Genomic DNA, 15,630 nt, shown 5'->3' on the forward strand with positions numbered 1-15,630 from the left:
CACCGAAACATAGATACCGAAAAGCAAATCAAGAGCATATTGCAATTCCAAATCATCTGAATCGTCAATTTGCAGTTACATCACCTAATCAAGTTTGGGTTGGTGATGTGACTTATGTGTGGACTGGACATCGCTGGATGTATCTTGCTGTGGTTATCGATTTATTTTCGAGAAAGCCTGTTGGTTGGGCGATGTCTCTATCGCCTGACAGTCACTTAACAGGTAAGGCTCTTATGATGGCTTATGAATCACGACATAAACCTAAAGGGGTTATGTTTCACAGTGATCAAGGTAGTCATTATACCAGCAGTTACTACAGACAATTACTATGGCGATGCCAGATTAAACAAAGCTTATCACGACGAGGAAATTGTTGGGATAACGCCCCCATGGAACGCTTCTTTAGAAGTTTAAAAACAGAATGGGTACCAAATGTAGGTTATCGTAGTTTTGCTGAAGCAAAACACGAAATCACTCGATATATTATTGGTTATTACAGCCAATTACGACCACATCAATATAATGGCGGATTAACACCGAATGAATCAGAACGATTATATTGGTTAACCTCTAAAACCGTGGCTAGTATTTGTTGACCACTACACGAATAACCTCTTATGGGTTGAATACAATAGTCTTAATATCCTCCACTCCAAATATTATTTTTAACTAACACTTGCTGAGCTTTTATTTTTAATACGAACAAAAAAGCGATCGTTAGATCGCTTTTTACTATCAATAAATCATAAGATTAATTAGAGCTAGATAAAGCAACCTTCGCGCCTAATGCCATTAACACCACACCCATGACTTTTTCAATATATTGCTGAGCTGATAAGAAAGCATTTTTAATGTAACTGCGGTTTAAGAAAATTGCGACCATAGAAAACCAAACAAAACAGGTAAATGACACAATCGCACCATAGGTAATTTGAATAGCGATAGGTGTCGACGCACTAACTAACTGAGTGAATAAACTCAAGAAGAATAACGTTGCTTTAGGGTTTAACATATTGTTTAAAAAACCCATTTTAAAAGCTGCAATAGCACTAACATCCTTCTTTTTAAGATCACTATTCTCTAATGTTGTCTTCGCTGTGCTTTTTAGACTTTTATAACCAATATAAAGCAGATAGGCCGCACCAAGGTATTTAACGATAGAAAAGAGAACAATAGATTGAGAAAGCAATACGCCAATCCCTGCTAAGGTATAAAAAGTATGTACCCAAATCGCAGCAGCAACACCTAATGCAGTGAGAATACCAGAACGCGTTGAATGAACGAGACTATTTCTAACCACAATCAGAAAGTCAGGTCCCGGTGTAATAATGGTTAAAACAGTGATAGTAACAACGGCTATTAATTCTGTTAGGTAGGTCGTAAATAATTCCATTTCAGTCTCCTTTTCTTTTCACTCTCCACAATAGTTAAAAACAATTGAAAAACAAACAATTTATTAACAACCTAATATACAGATCAAAATCAAAATACCTTACTTCCCTTTGTGCTACCTTGCGCTTTCAATAAATAGAGACAACACCATGACCAAACCAGATATTCTCACAACTATTAAAGATTTCATTGCTATAGAGCAGGCACTTGATTACTTTGAGATTAGCTACGACAGCCAATTTATCAATGCCAATCGTGAGGCGTTAGTAAAGCGCTTTGGTGGTTATTTGATCATGGAAAAGCCTGATGATTGGTTTTCAGGCCGCCGAGCATTGAAAAATGCCTACTGTCGTGTACAACGTTCATTATTAGATAAATCAACAAGACAAGCTTGTCGCGGATGTACCAGTTGTCAACGTCGATAATAAACAAAAAGCCCATCACGTTTGTAATGGGCTTCATATGCAATATATTATTTTAATATGATGATACCTAGCCGGTTGGGATTCATCCTTTCACTATTGCTATCTTACTTTTTCTTCTTTACCTTGCCCTGTACTGCTTTAAATCTTGGATTTGATTTACAAATAACATAAAGGCGACCACGACGTTTAACGACTTGGCAATCCTTACTACGCTTCTTTGCACTTTTTAATGAGCTTAATACCTGCATTGTTATTCCCCTTTTAGCCCTGTCATCGCAAACTGTTTATTAAATCGAGCAACACGTCCATCACGTTTCGTCATCTTCTGCTTACCGGTGTAAAACGGGTGAGAATGCATAGAAACATCTAACGTAACATAAGGATATGTTTCTCCCTCTAGTTCAACCGTTCTTGACGTTTGTATTGTTGAACCAACCATTATGTACTTGTCTGCACCAGTGTCATGAAAAGCCACCGTTCGATATTCTGGGTGTATACCTTCTTTCATTATTACTCTCCCTTGCTGCCTTTGGTTATGTTATAACATAACAACAAGCAAGATCAACAAAGATGATAATAGTTATCAGTAAGATTCATATCGAGATGCGGATAATGACTGAAACCACTTTTTTATACCGATCATTTTATAAAGCAGAAGATCTCTTTCTTATTCATCAAAATGAGAATGGGTTAGAACATGATCTTGTTGCTAATTACATTCAATCAAGTTTAAGCCTCGCGACTTGGTATAGGAAAGAATCTGATTTTTCGAATCCATTATTAGAAGAACTTTTTCTTCGCCGCCTCTTTTACAACCTTTTGAATACCATTAATGACACACTTTAACAGCTTCATGATTAACATAAAAAACACAGAAAAAGAGAAACTTAAACATTAATCTGAATAACCAATGTAATAGCGATTAATTTTCCAACCTGATATTGCAAAATTAGCTATAATTAGGGGTGTCACAAATTTTCTCTTTAGTTAAAATATCGAAATAATATGGCTGATTATCATGCCATTGTTGGGCTTTTTTGCCCTTTTAAACATCATCATTCAGGAATGTACATTCATGAACCAACCAGTAGACACTGTTGATAAAACTGAGCGAGATAATTCAACGAATGATATGCAACTTGCACAGTTTAATATTGCACGCATCTTTAGCATCATTCTTAATGTGGTATTAATCCTCGCACAAATTAAGTTATTAAAAACACACGACGTTACCATTAAAACATACGGACTTTTTCTACTATGTAACGTAAGTATTTTATTTAGTCTCTTTGCACCACGTTTAACAAGCTTTAAATTAAAACAAATTCTCAAATACGCTTATATGCCAACGGTTATTGCTGTATTTATTTTTATTGGTCAAGTCACTAACTAAATACTGATTAAGTACCGAGCATGAAGTGTTAAAAATAATGATTTCGATTATGCTAACACTTCATTAATTATTCTAATTCAGCTATCCCAATACTTCGTTACAAATAACCACTCAATAACAGAGTCATTCATTGTTTTATTAAAACATTCAAAAATGTATCACTCATCACAATCTTCTCTCTTACCTCCCATAATATTGCACGATATGATAGCTCTACTAAACGTTATATCTGTTCCTTTCTCCTTTAAGTTCGTTCATGCATGGAGCAAAAATGAATATCGGTATTTATATTTACGACAATGCAGAAGTTCTCGACTTTTCTGGGCCTTTCGAAGTCTTTAGTACCGCTAAGCGCTTACATGCAAAAGATTGGAATATATTCCTCATTGCTGAAACGTCTGATCCAGTGACAGCACGAGGTGGCTTCCAAGTACTACCACATTACAGCTTCAACGATCACCCGCATATAGATGTTCTCATCGTTGTCGGTGGTATTCACACTGAAGAAATGAATAAAACAGAAGTATTAGCATGGATAAAGCATATTGATACAACAGCAACTCACGTTGTTTCTGTTTGCACTGGCGTCTTTTTGCTCGCACAAGCCCAATTGCTTAGCCATTTGTTTGTCACAACCCACTGGGAGGACATTCCAATTTTAATCGAAACCTTCCCTGATCTAAATGTCATAGATAATAAAAGATGGGTTTGTGATGGAAAATATATAACATCCGGAGGTATATCAGCAGGAATAGACATGAGCTTATACCTCGTATCAAAATTACACAGCTTAGTGCTTGCAGAACAAGTGGCACATCAAATGGAATACCATTGGCAACAATACCCTTAAAATGATTTACAATAAATGCCAACAAGCAGGACGCCATGACGATCATATCAACCGTTAAAAATGCCCTTTCAGAAATAGGCTATCCTGCCAAAGCGATTAAAACCAGTCAGGTTCGGGTCCTTTCTGCTGCACTTTTTAAACAATTAGAAATCCAAGATATTGATTCAACTTTATCAGTGTGTGAAACATTGCTAAAACAGCGTGATTGGGCTTGTAGTATTATTGCTTACGATTGGGCATTTAAAATGAAGAAGCAATATACTCCTGAAACCTTTACAACCTTCCAACATTGGTTATTTACTTACGTAACTGACTGGAACGATTGTGATGATTTTTGTACCCATGCTTTTGGTGAATTGCTACTGAAATATAAATCACTATTTCCTAAAATTTTGCCGTGGGTAAACCATGATAACTTTGCTGTTCGCCGCGCTACGGCAGTGATCCTGATTTATCCAATGAACAAAAAGGACTACAGCGACTTATTCCCATTAACCGTGGCGAATTTACTCCAGAATGATGAGCACTACTTGGTGCAAAAAGGATACGGTTGGATGCTAAAAGTACTGTCTAAACACGAACCTGAAACTGTGATTAAATACTTAACTCAGCACCGCAGCGCGATGACCCGTACGGCTTTTCGCTATGCATTAGAAAAACTGGATAAAACCACGCAACAAAAATTAATGGCACTATAAAACTACGAGCCTATTTGTTTTTTCAACGCTGCATAAGAGGTTTGCTGAGCATGAATGCGAACCGAGTGATTGTAGACTAAAACCTGCCTTGCCCCAGCTCCCATTGCTAATTCTTTTAACACCCGCTCTTCAATATCAGTGAGACCACCGTCTACTTTTTCCAATTGATGTATCACAATACGTGGGCTTATTGAGAACTTGTTATTACCTAATACTTCACGGACAGCATATTGCAGCAGCTTTTCAGCGCATGCAAAATCACCGACAAACGAGCGTTTATGATCAAACGGATTAAGCACTGTAATATTTGAACCTGATAAATATTTTGCTTTATCACCAACAGCTAATACATTATTTTTCGTATCTTCAATCGCAATATAGGGAGATAAATCCACCCTTTCACTCGTTCCAAATATCTGAACAGATAACTGTTTAGATCTCAGTTCAATCAGCAAATCGCGTTTTAACTTTTGTAAGAATGACATTGCCTTACTCTATCCTTATTAAAACTACTAAAAGTGATGCTTAATGGGAGTGTCTAATTCAGGTTTCATCACGACCATCGCATAATAGCCAAAACTAAGATCTGTTTTTCTCCCCACTAAAATAACGCGATCATTTAATGATAATTTACTCCCAACTTCAGAGGGAATATCACAAATACTATTATTCATAAATTGTGTAAACTCTTCAGGCTTAATACACCAATCCATGCTTCTATCTTGTGAAAGATCTTTAATGACAACATTTTGATATGCAATATTGATAGGAAAAGCAATAATTACACTAGGGATCACTTTTATATAAAACATGTAAATAAAGAGCGGTGTTATAGTAAAGAAAATGAATGCTGGCGCAATACTGAATATTTTATTTCCTTTCCTTGTTATACGTGTAAATGCGATTTCTCTAAAGGTATCATTCGTTACGAGAAAATAAAAAAACAGTAACCAAAGAATAATACAGGAGCATATTGTCATCATTAACAACATCTTATGAGCATCTGCATACACCAATGTAGACGGCGCCAAAATCAGAAATAATAACCCACTAAAAATAAGAAATACGTAATAACCCAACGATGCGAATAACGACAACATTAACTATTCACCATTTCTTTTCTAGGTGAACTCACATTCATTAAATTACCCACCAGCATAAAACTGGCACCTAAGAAAAGAGTCCAATCAATCCCTTCCTCATAAACATAAAACCCTACAATCGCGATTAAAGGTAAGCGTAAAAAGTCCATCATAACCACTAAGGTTACATCGGCAGATTGCATTGCTTTGGTCATACAGAAATGGGCTAATAGTGCTGAAACAGACACTAAAACAATCCAACCCCACGCAAAGATATTGGGTGATTGCCAACCTTGGTAAGCCAGTATTAACCCAAACGGAAGTTGTACTAAACACATGAAAAATAGAATAGTTAATGGCTTATCTGAAGTAGAAAGTGATTTAGTTGAAGTATGAGATACGGCATAACACATCGCCGCCCCTAGTACGATTAGCGAAGCACTATTAATGATTTTAATACCGGGCTGAACAATGATAAGTACGCCAATGAAACCCAGCACTAAGGAAAACAAACGCTTTGAGGTAAAGCGTTCGTTTAAGAACAACGTGGCAATAATTGCAGTCCAAATAGGTACGGTAAACTCAATCGCAAAAACTTCTGCCAAGGGTAATAATGTTAACCCTAATAACCAGCCATATTGACCGGCAAAGTGGAATACATTGCGAAATACGTGTAACCGCAAGCGTTGCGTCTGAAATAAATGTTTATCTCGATAATATAAGATAATAGCACTAATAATGCCTAATCCAATTATACTACGCAGTGCCATTAACTGAGCAGTGGTGATATCACCAGATAACTCTCTTGCACCAATAGCTATTAAACAAAACGAGCAAAGTGCACCCATCATCCATAATATTGACAGCATCACTGCTAACCCTTTTTGAATACTTGTGATATTAATGATTTAAAGTCTAAACCAAGTCCATAAACCCATACCAGATATAAATAATATCCATCAATTATAAAGCAATATAAAGTTCTTTAATTCATGTGGTTTATTATTAAAGGCTCTAATTTTTCAACAACAGATGGAGCTCTATTAATATCCAGTTCAAACCAACCATCAGTCCCCATCTGATATAACTGACTTATCTTTAGCACTTTACATTTTTTATTGTAAGTTCCTATAACGTTAAATATTCCAAAATCAGTGTTTATTCGACTTATATTAAATTTTTGCATTAGTTCAACTTAATAATAAATTGCCCATCTTATAACTTCTTATCTTGTCTTTCTTTTCGAATACAAATAAAGGCGAAGTACGACACATCTTCGTGTAACAAAAAAACCTTTATCATTTACGTATAGACAATTATGCAATAGCAAAAGGTATGTTTGCATAACTCAATAAAGACAGAAGAAATAATCGAGAATATGCTTATTCAAATGCTTAAATATTGATTTTAAAGGGATGAGGTGATGTGATGAAAAAAGCGCTTAAAATAAATACTGTCTATATCAATATGGAAACGATTGTTGCTTTTGATCTTGACTATAAAATTGATGGTAATCGTGCTTTGTACCTAATGACCAATAGCAATGAACTACCTTTTCTTGAAATTGAAGTCGCAGAAGATGGGCAGGCAGAATCTACCGACTATCAAGCACAAAAAGTAACGAATCGAGAATATAATCGTATCAAGAGTGAACTCATGGCATACATGGGGTTATAAATCATTAGGTGCAATTATCTATGTAAGACTCGCAGCGCTTTATTCATCCAGATTTTATCGATAAAGCGTTGTTTCACTGTTTTCTTTCGTCAATAAAAGCCACTCAGAACTATGGGGAGTAGCGCTAAGTGGCAATCCTCTTCATAAAAAGAGGCAAGTGAAACCATTATATTTTTACTGGTATCTTTATTATTTTAAGATCGATTTAAGAAAACTATTCATTAAACGTAAGGATATGTTTTATAACGCACTCCCATCATCTGCTCCATGCAATGCACAACCTGACAGCTATAACCAAACTCATTGTCATACCAAATATACAAAACGGCACGATTGTCTTGTGCAATGGTCGCAACACCATCAACCACTCCCGAATAACGCGAACCAACTAAATCTGTCGAGACAACTTCTGTCGAGTCAGTAAAATCAATTTGTGCAGATAACGTTGAAGAGAGCGCCATTTCTCGTAAATAAGCGTTCAACGCTTCTTTATCGGTACTTTGCTCTAATTGAAGATTCATTACCGCCATTGATACATTTGGGGTTGGGACACGAATCGCGTTGCCTGTTAATTTACCTGCCATTTCAGGCATGGCTTTTGCCACTGCTTTAGCAGCACCGGTTGATGTCAGCACCATGTTCAATGAAGCAGCACGGCCACGACGATCTCCAGTGTGGAAATTATCTATCAGATTTTGGTCATTAGTAAATGAATGTACTGTTTCAATATGACCAAACAATACACCAAACTTATCATGTACTGCCTTTAATACCGGAGTAATCGCATTTGTCGTGCAACTTGCAGCAGAAATTATCGTGTCTTCACGGTCAATAACATCTTCATTTACACCGAATACAACGTTCTTTATTTCTCCTTTACCTGGGGCGGTCAACAACACCTTTTTGGCACCTCTACAAGCAAGGTGCTGGCTAAGCCCTTCAGTATCGCGCCACACACCTGTATTATCAACAACTAAGGCGTCCTTAATACCGAAAGTGGAGTAATCGACATCTTGCGGTTTATTGGCATAAATCACTTGAATGTAGTTACCATTCACAATGATGACTTTACGTTCATGATCGATGACTATACTGCCATTAAACTGACCATGCACAGAGTCTCGACGTAATAAACTGGCGCGTTTTTCTAAGTCACCGTCTTTTCCACCCCGCACCACAATTGCACGTAATCTTAATGGATAACCGGGCCCACTCTTTTCAACTAATAATCGAGTTAATAAACGACCTATACGACCTAAACCATACAGCACCACATCACGAGGCTCTGTCATTGGATCATCTTCAAGTGAATCTTTCAATGCTGTTTGCAAGAAATCATCCAGCCCATGTGTATCTACATTACTCTCCCAAAATGTATATGCGAGGCGCCCGACATCAATACGACAAGGTGACAAATCCATCTTAATAAGATGCTGAATAATTGGTTGCGTTTGTTCAACTGTAAGTGAACAACCAATGTAACGCTTGGCAACACGGTGAGCTTTGATGATGTCGATTGTTGTCGCATTAACTAATGTTTTACCAAAAAGTATAACTTCAACACCTTTTTGACGGTACAGTTGGCCTAAAACAGGAGCAATAGATTCGGCGTAAGTTTGACTCGTTTGCCATTCTCGGAAGTGCTTTTCTGGACTCATTTTTTCTCAGGACCTTTTCACGTTAAGTTTTTGCTTTCATGGCGATTGTAGGGAGCCACTTAGCATTAAGAGTGCATTTCAAGTCATGGTCTTTAGTGCCACTTTAAAGACTCGAAAGCACAGCATTTCAAGCTGTAGTTTTTATATGATTGCGTTTAAGATGAGATTAGCTGTTCAGCTAGGAAAAATAAGTGTCACTCATGATTGATAACGAGTAAAAGCAATGGAGAGCTTAAATCGTTACACATGGCGTCAATAAGGCTGCGACACATTAAAAATGGGAATGTTTCATCCCCCATTTTTAACTTATTTAATTTACAGATAATTAAATCGCAACCCAATCAAGTCTCAATAACACGAAGACATTACTCATTGAAAAGTAAGGCCTCTCATTAAAAATTACTCAATCGTTAAAGTATCTGATCAAGGGCATTGAAAAAACGTTCGATTTCTTCTTCGGTATTATAATGCATTAAACCGACACGTAAGATCCCACCCTTTTTTGTTATTTTAAGTGCATCTGTCAACATATCAGCGTAAAGATGACCACTCCAGGTGTAAATCTCCTGCTCTCCTAAATGAGCGGCTACCTCTGTTGGGTTCAACTCACCAAAGCGCAGTGCAAACGTTGCCGTTCTATTATTAATACTAGGCTCGCCAAACAATTCAATTGAAGGGTAGTCTTTCAAACGTGTCAGGAACTTGCTCGCGAGAAGACTCTCGTAATTGCCAATGTTCTCATAACCACTCTCTAATTGTTCTCGTAAACACCTTCCGTGGCCTAAAGACGCTAAGTAATCAATTGTCGAAGAGAATGCCGATAACGCCTCAAAATTTAGCGTTCCTGTTTCCCAGCAATTCGGTGAGTATGAAGGAGCTGGCTCTACCTTATAAGGAGAGTAATACTCTAACGCCTGTTGGCGACCGTACAAGACACCAAGGTGAGGGCCGAAGAACTTGTAGGCAGAGCCTGCAACAAAGTCAGCGCCTAAAGAAGCAACGTTAATGATTTTATGGGGTAAAAGATGCACGGCATCAATATAAACGACACTGCCATTGGCTTTACCAAGACGGGTTATTTTTTCAATATCGACTAACGTACCCGAAAGATTACTCGCTGCAGTCACAGCAATAAGTCGGGTTTTATCATTCAGTAGGCGTTCAAACGCTTCAAGGTCAAGTTGGCAAGTATTATCCAAGATAGGAATATAATGAACTTTTACCCCTTTATCTTGAGCAGCCATCGCCCATGATGAGCGATTTGAACCATGATCTGCAGTACTCAGTATGATCTCATCACCTTCTTTCCAATCGTTACTTATCGCACGACTAAAATGGAAAGTCATCGAGGTCATATTAGCCCCAAAGATAATTTCTTCTTTTTTCTCTGCGCCAAAAAGTGCTGCCGCTTTCTCACGACATGTATCGACAAGCTCTACCGTTTTACGACTGACAGAAAAATGACCGCCGAGGTTAGTATTACCCTGCTTAAGATAATTACCATAACTCTCTATCACGCTAAGCGGTTGTTGTGCACCTCCTGGACCATCAAAATAGATAGCTTGACGACCATCAACCTCACAATTTAACGCTGGAAATTGTTTACGTAGAAGATCTACATGCTGACTAAGCGGTAAAGACGAAGACATCTCTTACTCCTTTTTGCCCTTCAATATTGGATAATGTTTCAGATATGTAATGATAAAAGCGTTCGTCATTGAGTATTACAAATTGGTTTTCTTCAAGCACTGTATTCATATGTGGATGCTGCTCTACTGGAGAAGCAAAGATTTGCGTATATCCGCCTGAGATGTTTTTTCTTTGAACACAGAAAATACCAACATACCGAAAGCCATCTTGGTGTATTCCTTCTGGCGCAGGTGCACTTGCAGCATCATGGTCGCAAGTAACACGAATTTGGTGAACATCCACAACTGAGTGATCATCTATAGCCCCAGTGCGTTCCATAAATGATTTCAAAAGATGCTGAAATTCAACGGTATTTACCATGTCTTGTGATATATCAGAAAAGTCTCGCTCAACGTCACCGAGCACCCGGTTAACTTGAGATGACTGTTTAAATTTTGAATGGGGAAGTTTAATGATGCTTCCATTTTCAAACTGAAAACGCGCGTAAGCACGAAATCGATGATCGCTGTTGATGTACTTGTCAGGGGGGAGCAGGTCAAAGAATGGAGCAACTTTCGCTGCTACCTTTGACGGTACTTGGAAAGCTTCGATTAAGAATTTATTTTCTATCTCCATTAAACACCCTCGCCTCTATCCATGTTAATAACTCGTTAACTAACATTATAATATATTGCTAAAGTGTTTAATTTCAATCAAATAAGCCAAAAAGAACATAAATTCCAAAACCTAAATCCAGAAAAGAATAAAATTAAAACATTAATCTAATACGAGACAGAGAATCAGTGGTTTAATCCATTAATTATCAAAAAAAAAGAAGGTAGGTGAAATTTATTCGGTTATGTCAATATTTTAATAAGCCTGAGAAAATATTCCATCATCAGCTGTGAATACATAAACCTATACGTAAAATAATCACAATAAAAAATTAAATTCAGAACTAAGCACAATATAATCAGTTGATAGGAAGGTTAACGCCTATTTATACATATTGCTCCTGCCGCTAAATGACAATGTGTTCTTTAGTTAACAATCGTTTTCCTTTTTATTGCTCTAAAAATAACTTGACAGTTAAATAACACTTTTAATTTATATCTATTTAAAATTTAACCATTGTAATTATGAATTCTGCTATTCATAGTTGTCTTACTTAGATTCCTTTTTTCGATTTACACCGTTAGAGTATTACTATGAAAAAACGCTGGATTGTCGTTGCAACCCTAAGTGCTATTACTGCCTTAGGTATTTATGCAGTTAAAGCTCCCTCTTCTGATGAACACCATTTCACTATGCTGACTGCTAAAAATGCGACGATTGAGAAACAAGCCATTGCGGTAGGACAAATCATGCCAGCTCAAGCGGTAAAGATTAAATCTCAAATAGAAGGGATAGTAGATAAAATTTATGTCAATCTAGGTGACAAAGTAGAGGCAGGCTCTCCCGTTATAAAGCTTCGTCCAAACCCGACACCACAAGATCTTACCCGTGTTAATGCTGACTTATTAAAAAGCAAAGCCGATTTGGAATCAGCCAAAATAAAACTGGCGAATTTAAAACGTTTAGCGGCACAAAAAATTATTCCCGCTAATTTCGATGCCTATATTCAAGCACAAGCGGATGTGAAATCGAGAACCGCTGAGTTAAAACAAAAACAACAAGAATCTGATCTAATGAGTAAAGGCGAATCAGATGCAGGCTCCACCAAACTCACCTCTATTATTTATGCGCCGATTAACGGTACGGTATTAGATGTCAAAGTCGATGTCGGTGAACCGATCACTTCAACGGAATCAAACCAAGCAGCGACAGAAATTATGACCATGGCTGATATGAAAAATATCATCTTTAAAGGTTCGGTGAGTGAGCATGATGCAGCCCAACTAACAGAGGGAATGCCTGTTGAATTAACCCTTGCGCCTTATCCTGATCTAAAAATAGCGGGAAAACTCACGAAAGTTGCGGTGCAATCAGAAAAACTAAACAACGATAGTAATAATAATCAACAAGCACAAAGCTTTGACAATGGTTTTGCGGTTGAAGTCAGTGACATTCAGTTTCCTAAAGATATTACTTTACGCTCAGGTTTTACGGCTACTGCACATATCACATTGAAAAAAGCGACAGACGTAATGACGGTACCTGAACGTGCTCTGCATTTTAAAGGTAATGATCCTTTTGTACTTATCGCCGATGACTCAACGAAAGGCTATAAAGAGATTCCCGTGAAGCTAGGCTTATCAGACGGTATTAATGTTGAAGTCTTATCAGGCATTAAACCTAAACAAAGTATCATCGATGCTAGCATGGTCGAGGGCTTATAATGACAGCTTTATGGCGTAACACACTATTGAGTCTTTCACTGGGTTTGGTATGCACTCAAAGCTTCGCATTAACAATTAATCAAGCATGGAAAGCAGCAAAACAAACCAATCCTGATTACCGTATTAAACAGCTTGAAGAAAGTCAGAGTCAATACGGTGTATCACTAAGCAAAAGTGCATTACTTCCTAGCCTTCAAGGGAGTGCAACAACGGGCTGGACTAAAGATGGTGGCAACAGTAATGGCTACAATATTTCACTTAATCAATCGATTTGGAATAGTCAAAACTGGGCTGCATTGAATCAATCACAAGTAGATGTAGTTATTGCAAAAATCGCGATTACGCAAGCGAAAAACACACTGGCAGAAGAGCTTATCCAAGCTTATTTCGCTTTAGCACAAGCTCAACGTTCGCTCACCATTGCAGAGCAACAACGTAAAGATAGTCAACAACTTCTCTCACTGACAGAACAGCGCTACAAATCCGGATTGATTATGTCAACAGGAATTGACGATGCTAAAGCGCATGTCATTGGCACTGAGACCACTGTATTGCAACGACAATCAGATCTCGTTGAAAAACAGTCTGAACTCGCTATCGTGATCAACCAAACACCTGATCGCGTCAATGAAATCGACAGCCAAAATCTTCACCAACCAGCACTGGCCGTCAATGATGAAAAAGCATGGTTAAACAAAGCAAAAGATAACAGCCCTGAATTATTGATTGCGAAACAAAATGTAAAACGTCAGCAACTCGCGGTAGATCAAGCACAAGCGGGATACTACCCTACTGTTAACGGCTCTGTTGGCTACAGTAATAACTTTGACAATAATAGCGAAGGGATGAGTGCAAACCTTGGTGTTTCAGTGCCGATTGATCTTAATGGCGCGATTAAAACCAAAGTTTCACAATCTAAGCTCGAGTTACAAATAGCTAAACAGCAATTAAGAAAAGTCGAACTTAATCTCGAAAATAATGTGAAAACACGCTTTAACCAACTTGATCTGGATTGGAAACGCGTTGAAATGGGCGTAGAAAAAGTCAAGTCCGATGAAAAGGCACTTAAAACTAAAGAAATTTTATTTAATTCTGGCGCTGATGGTACAACAGCATTAGACGTTATCAACGTTCAAGATACGGTATATCAAAGTAAAGAAGACTTACAGCAACTTCTCTATCAATACTGGTTAAACCGAATTGAATTGCTAAAGCTAACAGGTCAACTCAATGACCAAACAATTACTCAGCTTTCTCAGGCCTTAATGCCATGATCACACTGCTTAGCCAAACCGTTCAAACACTGCTTACCCATAGGTTGAGAAGTGCATTGGCCATTATTGCGATAGTCTGGGGGATTGTTTCAGTTTTAGTCTTAGTCGCATTAGGCGAAGGGTTTTATCGTGAAAACTTAAAATCTTTTTCTATGCTGATGAGCGATACACAGAAAGTCTCTTTTGCACAAACGAGCAAACCGTGGCAAGGATACCCTGCGAGAAGAAAGATCACGACAACGGAAAAGCAGATAAGTGCGTTGTCTGAGGTGCCTCAAATAAAACAAGTCTCTATTTTATATTCGAATGCCAAAGCACAAGTCACCGATATTGACGGCACTCAATTAAAAGGGAATGTCTTTGGTATTGATAATCACTTTCTGGCGCTTAATAACACACGTTTAGTGCTAGGCTCTCGTAAAATATCACCGAGTGATTTAGCCAACCATACTCGTGTTGCCATTATAGGCTGGCGTCTCGCGAAACGCGGAAACATTCGTTTGAACGACAACATCAACATCAATGGTGTGCCGTTTCAAGTGATCGGTATTTCAAAAAAGACAGAAAGTAGCGGGCTTACCAGAATTAAACGTGCCGCCTTAATTCCAAGTACAACATTTAATGACTTATGGCTAAGTAATCCTACCGATCTGTTAGTGCAACCAGCGAAAGGTATTTCAGGCATGGCATTACGTACAGCAATGCAAAGCTTTTTCGCTAAACAGTACCAGTTTGATCCTAAAGACAAACAGGCTATACGAATGCCAGATTACAGCCGCTTTGCCGATTTCTACACCAGTCTGTTACGAGGTATCCAGCTATTTTTAGGCGCTAGCGGTGCAATGACACTCGCGGTAGGTGCATTAGGTGTTGCTAATATCATGTTTTTATCTGTAGCAGAAAGAACCCGCGAAATAGGCGTAAGGCTTGCCATTGGTGCGACCCCTACTCATATTTTGATGCAGTTTATGGTCGAAGGTGCTGTATTGGTGACAGTGGGAGCTCTCACCGGTATTGCCGTTTCTGCCATCATCATTCAATGCTTAAATCTTCTCTCATTACCCGATTGGCTCGGTCACCCAGTAATGACGTCAACATCTATCGTTTTAACACTCATGATCACAGCAGTACTTGCCTTATTAGCTGCATTTTTTCCAGCACGTAGGGCTGCACACTTAACGCCAGTGATAGCATTAAGTGCGAGGGCCTAACA

Annotated in this window: 19 protein-coding genes; 9 read left to right on the forward strand and 10 right to left on the reverse strand. The window is 38.0% G+C overall.

Annotated features, from left to right (window positions below; all coding sequences use genetic code 11):
- The coding region (locus tag C9J45_RS14240) for an IS3 family transposase (protein ID WP_107292676.1) at nt 1–596 on the forward strand (596 nt) is incomplete at its 5' end.
- A gap of 155 nt (nt 597–751) precedes the next feature.
- On the opposite strand, the gene C9J45_RS14245 is transcribed toward C9J45_RS14240, so the two are convergent.
- The gene (locus C9J45_RS14245; RefSeq protein WP_107207558.1) at nt 752–1,393 is read right to left on the reverse strand and encodes a LysE family translocator; all 642 of its coding nucleotides are present in this window, start codon (nt 1,391–1,393) and stop codon (nt 752–754) included.
- 148 nt (nt 1,394–1,541) lie between these two features.
- On the opposite strand from C9J45_RS14245, the gene C9J45_RS14250 reads away from it, so the two are divergent.
- Entirely contained in the window at nt 1,542–1,817 is a 276-nt protein-coding gene (locus C9J45_RS14250; protein ID WP_107292677.1) for a nitrogenase-stabilizing/protective protein NifW, read from the forward strand.
- A gap of 104 nt (nt 1,818–1,921) precedes the next feature.
- On the opposite strand, the gene ykgO is transcribed toward C9J45_RS14250, so the two are convergent.
- The gene (gene ykgO / locus C9J45_RS14255) at nt 1,922–2,065 is read right to left on the reverse strand and encodes a type B 50S ribosomal protein L36 (RefSeq protein WP_005365863.1); all 144 of its coding nucleotides are present in this window, start codon (nt 2,063–2,065) and stop codon (nt 1,922–1,924) included.
- Between the two features lie 2 nt (nt 2,066–2,067).
- Nucleotides 2,068–2,325 carry a type B 50S ribosomal protein L31 gene (locus C9J45_RS14260; RefSeq protein ID WP_005365865.1) on the reverse strand — a complete coding sequence of 86 codons (258 nt, stop codon included), beginning with the start codon at nt 2,323–2,325 and terminating at the stop codon, nt 2,068–2,070.
- Nucleotides 2,326–2,892: 567 nt separating this feature from the next.
- On the opposite strand from C9J45_RS14260, the gene C9J45_RS14270 reads away from it, so the two are divergent.
- The 3 genes from C9J45_RS14270 (at nt 2,893) to C9J45_RS14280 (ending at nt 4,758) form a co-directional block, all read left to right on the forward strand.
- Nucleotides 2,893–3,210 carry a fumarate hydratase gene (locus C9J45_RS14270; RefSeq protein WP_107207556.1) on the forward strand — a complete coding sequence of 106 codons (318 nt, stop codon included), beginning with the start codon at nt 2,893–2,895 and terminating at the stop codon, nt 3,208–3,210.
- Nucleotides 3,211–3,481: 271 nt separating this feature from the next.
- A complete protein-coding gene (locus tag C9J45_RS14275; RefSeq protein WP_107292678.1) occupies nt 3,482–4,060 on the forward strand; it encodes a DJ-1/PfpI family protein in 579 nt (192 codons plus the stop codon).
- A gap of 11 nt (nt 4,061–4,071) precedes the next feature.
- Nucleotides 4,072–4,758 carry a DNA alkylation repair protein gene (locus C9J45_RS14280; RefSeq protein WP_304593133.1) on the forward strand — a complete coding sequence of 229 codons (687 nt, stop codon included), beginning with the start codon at nt 4,072–4,074 and terminating at the stop codon, nt 4,756–4,758.
- A gap of 2 nt (nt 4,759–4,760) precedes the next feature.
- On the opposite strand, the gene C9J45_RS14285 is transcribed toward C9J45_RS14280, so the two are convergent.
- The 4 genes from C9J45_RS14285 to C9J45_RS14300 all read right to left on the reverse strand — a co-directional run bounded on the left by C9J45_RS14285 (nt 4,761) and on the right by C9J45_RS14300 (nt 7,026).
- A complete protein-coding gene (locus C9J45_RS14285; protein WP_107292680.1) occupies nt 4,761–5,243 on the reverse strand; it encodes a rod shape-determining protein in 483 nt (160 codons plus the stop codon).
- Nucleotides 5,244–5,270: 27 nt separating this feature from the next.
- A complete protein-coding gene (locus C9J45_RS14290; protein WP_233217763.1) occupies nt 5,271–5,741 on the reverse strand; it encodes a hypothetical protein in 471 nt (156 codons plus the stop codon).
- 116 nt (nt 5,742–5,857) lie between these two features.
- A complete protein-coding gene (locus C9J45_RS14295; protein WP_107292682.1) occupies nt 5,858–6,709 on the reverse strand; it encodes a DMT family transporter in 852 nt (283 codons plus the stop codon).
- A 116-nt stretch (nt 6,710–6,825) separates the two neighbouring features.
- Complete coding sequence (locus C9J45_RS14300) at nt 6,826–7,026, reverse strand: hypothetical protein (RefSeq protein ID WP_107292683.1); 201 nt, start codon at nt 7,024–7,026, stop codon at nt 6,826–6,828.
- Between the two features lie 242 nt (nt 7,027–7,268).
- Between C9J45_RS14300 and C9J45_RS14305 the strand changes: the two genes are divergently transcribed.
- On the forward strand, nt 7,269–7,517 hold the full coding sequence (locus tag C9J45_RS14305) for a hypothetical protein (protein ID WP_105061985.1): 249 nt from the start codon (nt 7,269–7,271) through the stop codon (nt 7,515–7,517).
- 221 nt (nt 7,518–7,738) lie between these two features.
- Here the strand turns inward: C9J45_RS14305 and C9J45_RS14310 are convergent, their stop codons facing one another.
- The 3 genes from C9J45_RS14310 to C9J45_RS14320 form a co-directional block, all read right to left on the reverse strand.
- Entirely contained in the window at nt 7,739–9,175 is a 1,437-nt protein-coding gene (locus tag C9J45_RS14310) for a glyceraldehyde-3-phosphate dehydrogenase (RefSeq protein ID WP_107292684.1), read from the reverse strand.
- 410 nt (nt 9,176–9,585) lie between these two features.
- Complete coding sequence (locus C9J45_RS14315; protein ID WP_107292685.1) at nt 9,586–10,824, reverse strand: cysteine desulfurase-like protein; 1,239 nt, start codon at nt 10,822–10,824, stop codon at nt 9,586–9,588.
- A complete protein-coding gene (locus C9J45_RS14320) occupies nt 10,802–11,440 on the reverse strand; it encodes a 2OG-Fe dioxygenase family protein (RefSeq protein WP_107207547.1) in 639 nt (212 codons plus the stop codon). Before C9J45_RS14320 ends, C9J45_RS14315 begins: the two co-directional genes overlap by 23 nt.
- A 572-nt stretch (nt 11,441–12,012) precedes the next feature.
- On the opposite strand from C9J45_RS14320, the gene C9J45_RS14325 reads away from it, so the two are divergent.
- The 3 genes from C9J45_RS14325 to C9J45_RS14335 are packed head-to-tail and all read left to right on the forward strand — an operon-like array spanning nt 12,013 to nt 15,628.
- On the forward strand, nt 12,013–13,143 hold the full coding sequence (locus tag C9J45_RS14325) for an efflux RND transporter periplasmic adaptor subunit (protein WP_107292686.1): 1,131 nt from the start codon (nt 12,013–12,015) through the stop codon (nt 13,141–13,143).
- Nucleotides 13,143–14,417 (forward strand): TolC family protein, encoded by a 1,275-nt coding sequence (locus C9J45_RS14330; protein ID WP_107292687.1) that lies wholly within the window; start codon nt 13,143–13,145, stop codon nt 14,415–14,417. The genes C9J45_RS14325 and C9J45_RS14330 overlap by 1 nt, the downstream gene beginning before the upstream one ends.
- A complete protein-coding gene (locus tag C9J45_RS14335; protein ID WP_107292688.1) occupies nt 14,414–15,628 on the forward strand; it encodes an ABC transporter permease in 1,215 nt (404 codons plus the stop codon). The genes C9J45_RS14330 and C9J45_RS14335 overlap by 4 nt, the downstream gene beginning before the upstream one ends.
- The last annotated feature ends 2 nt before the right edge of the window (nt 15,629–15,630 follow it).

The sequence above is a fragment of the Photobacterium sp. GB-1 genome (assembly GCF_003026165.1).
In the GTDB taxonomy this organism is placed as follows: Bacteria; Pseudomonadota; Gammaproteobacteria; order Enterobacterales; family Vibrionaceae; genus Photobacterium.

Excerpts from the sequence above, each read along its gene's own strand:
- C9J45_RS14245 (WP_107207558.1), bottom strand. The coding sequence starts at position 1,393 with ATGGAATTATTTACGACCTACCTAACAGAATTAATAGCCGTTGTTACT.
- C9J45_RS14250 (WP_107292677.1), top strand. The coding sequence starts at position 1,542 with ATGACCAAACCAGATATTCTCACAACTATTAAAGATTTCATTGCTATA.
- ykgO (WP_005365863.1), bottom strand. The coding sequence starts at position 2,065 with ATGCAGGTATTAAGCTCATTAAAAAGTGCAAAGAAGCGTAGTAAGGAT.
- C9J45_RS14260 (WP_005365865.1), bottom strand. The coding sequence starts at position 2,325 with ATGAAAGAAGGTATACACCCAGAATATCGAACGGTGGCTTTTCATGAC.
- C9J45_RS14270 (WP_107207556.1), top strand. The coding sequence starts at position 2,893 with ATGAACCAACCAGTAGACACTGTTGATAAAACTGAGCGAGATAATTCA.
- C9J45_RS14275 (WP_107292678.1), top strand. The coding sequence starts at position 3,482 with ATGAATATCGGTATTTATATTTACGACAATGCAGAAGTTCTCGACTTT.
- C9J45_RS14285 (WP_107292680.1), bottom strand. The coding sequence starts at position 5,243 with ATGTCATTCTTACAAAAGTTAAAACGCGATTTGCTGATTGAACTGAGA.
- C9J45_RS14290 (WP_233217763.1), bottom strand. The coding sequence starts at position 5,741 with ATGATGACAATATGCTCCTGTATTATTCTTTGGTTACTGTTTTTTTAT.
- C9J45_RS14295 (WP_107292682.1), bottom strand. The coding sequence starts at position 6,709 with ATGCTGTCAATATTATGGATGATGGGTGCACTTTGCTCGTTTTGTTTA.
- C9J45_RS14300 (WP_107292683.1), bottom strand. The coding sequence starts at position 7,026 with ATGCAAAAATTTAATATAAGTCGAATAAACACTGATTTTGGAATATTT.
- C9J45_RS14305 (WP_105061985.1), top strand. The coding sequence starts at position 7,269 with ATGAAAAAAGCGCTTAAAATAAATACTGTCTATATCAATATGGAAACG.
- C9J45_RS14310 (WP_107292684.1), bottom strand. The coding sequence starts at position 9,175 with ATGAGTCCAGAAAAGCACTTCCGAGAATGGCAAACGAGTCAAACTTAC.
- C9J45_RS14315 (WP_107292685.1), bottom strand. The coding sequence starts at position 10,824 with ATGTCTTCGTCTTTACCGCTTAGTCAGCATGTAGATCTTCTACGTAAA.
- C9J45_RS14320 (WP_107207547.1), bottom strand. The coding sequence starts at position 11,440 with ATGGAGATAGAAAATAAATTCTTAATCGAAGCTTTCCAAGTACCGTCA.
- C9J45_RS14325 (WP_107292686.1), top strand. The coding sequence starts at position 12,013 with ATGAAAAAACGCTGGATTGTCGTTGCAACCCTAAGTGCTATTACTGCC.
- C9J45_RS14330 (WP_107292687.1), top strand. The coding sequence starts at position 13,143 with ATGACAGCTTTATGGCGTAACACACTATTGAGTCTTTCACTGGGTTTG.
- C9J45_RS14335 (WP_107292688.1), top strand. The coding sequence starts at position 14,414 with ATGATCACACTGCTTAGCCAAACCGTTCAAACACTGCTTACCCATAGG.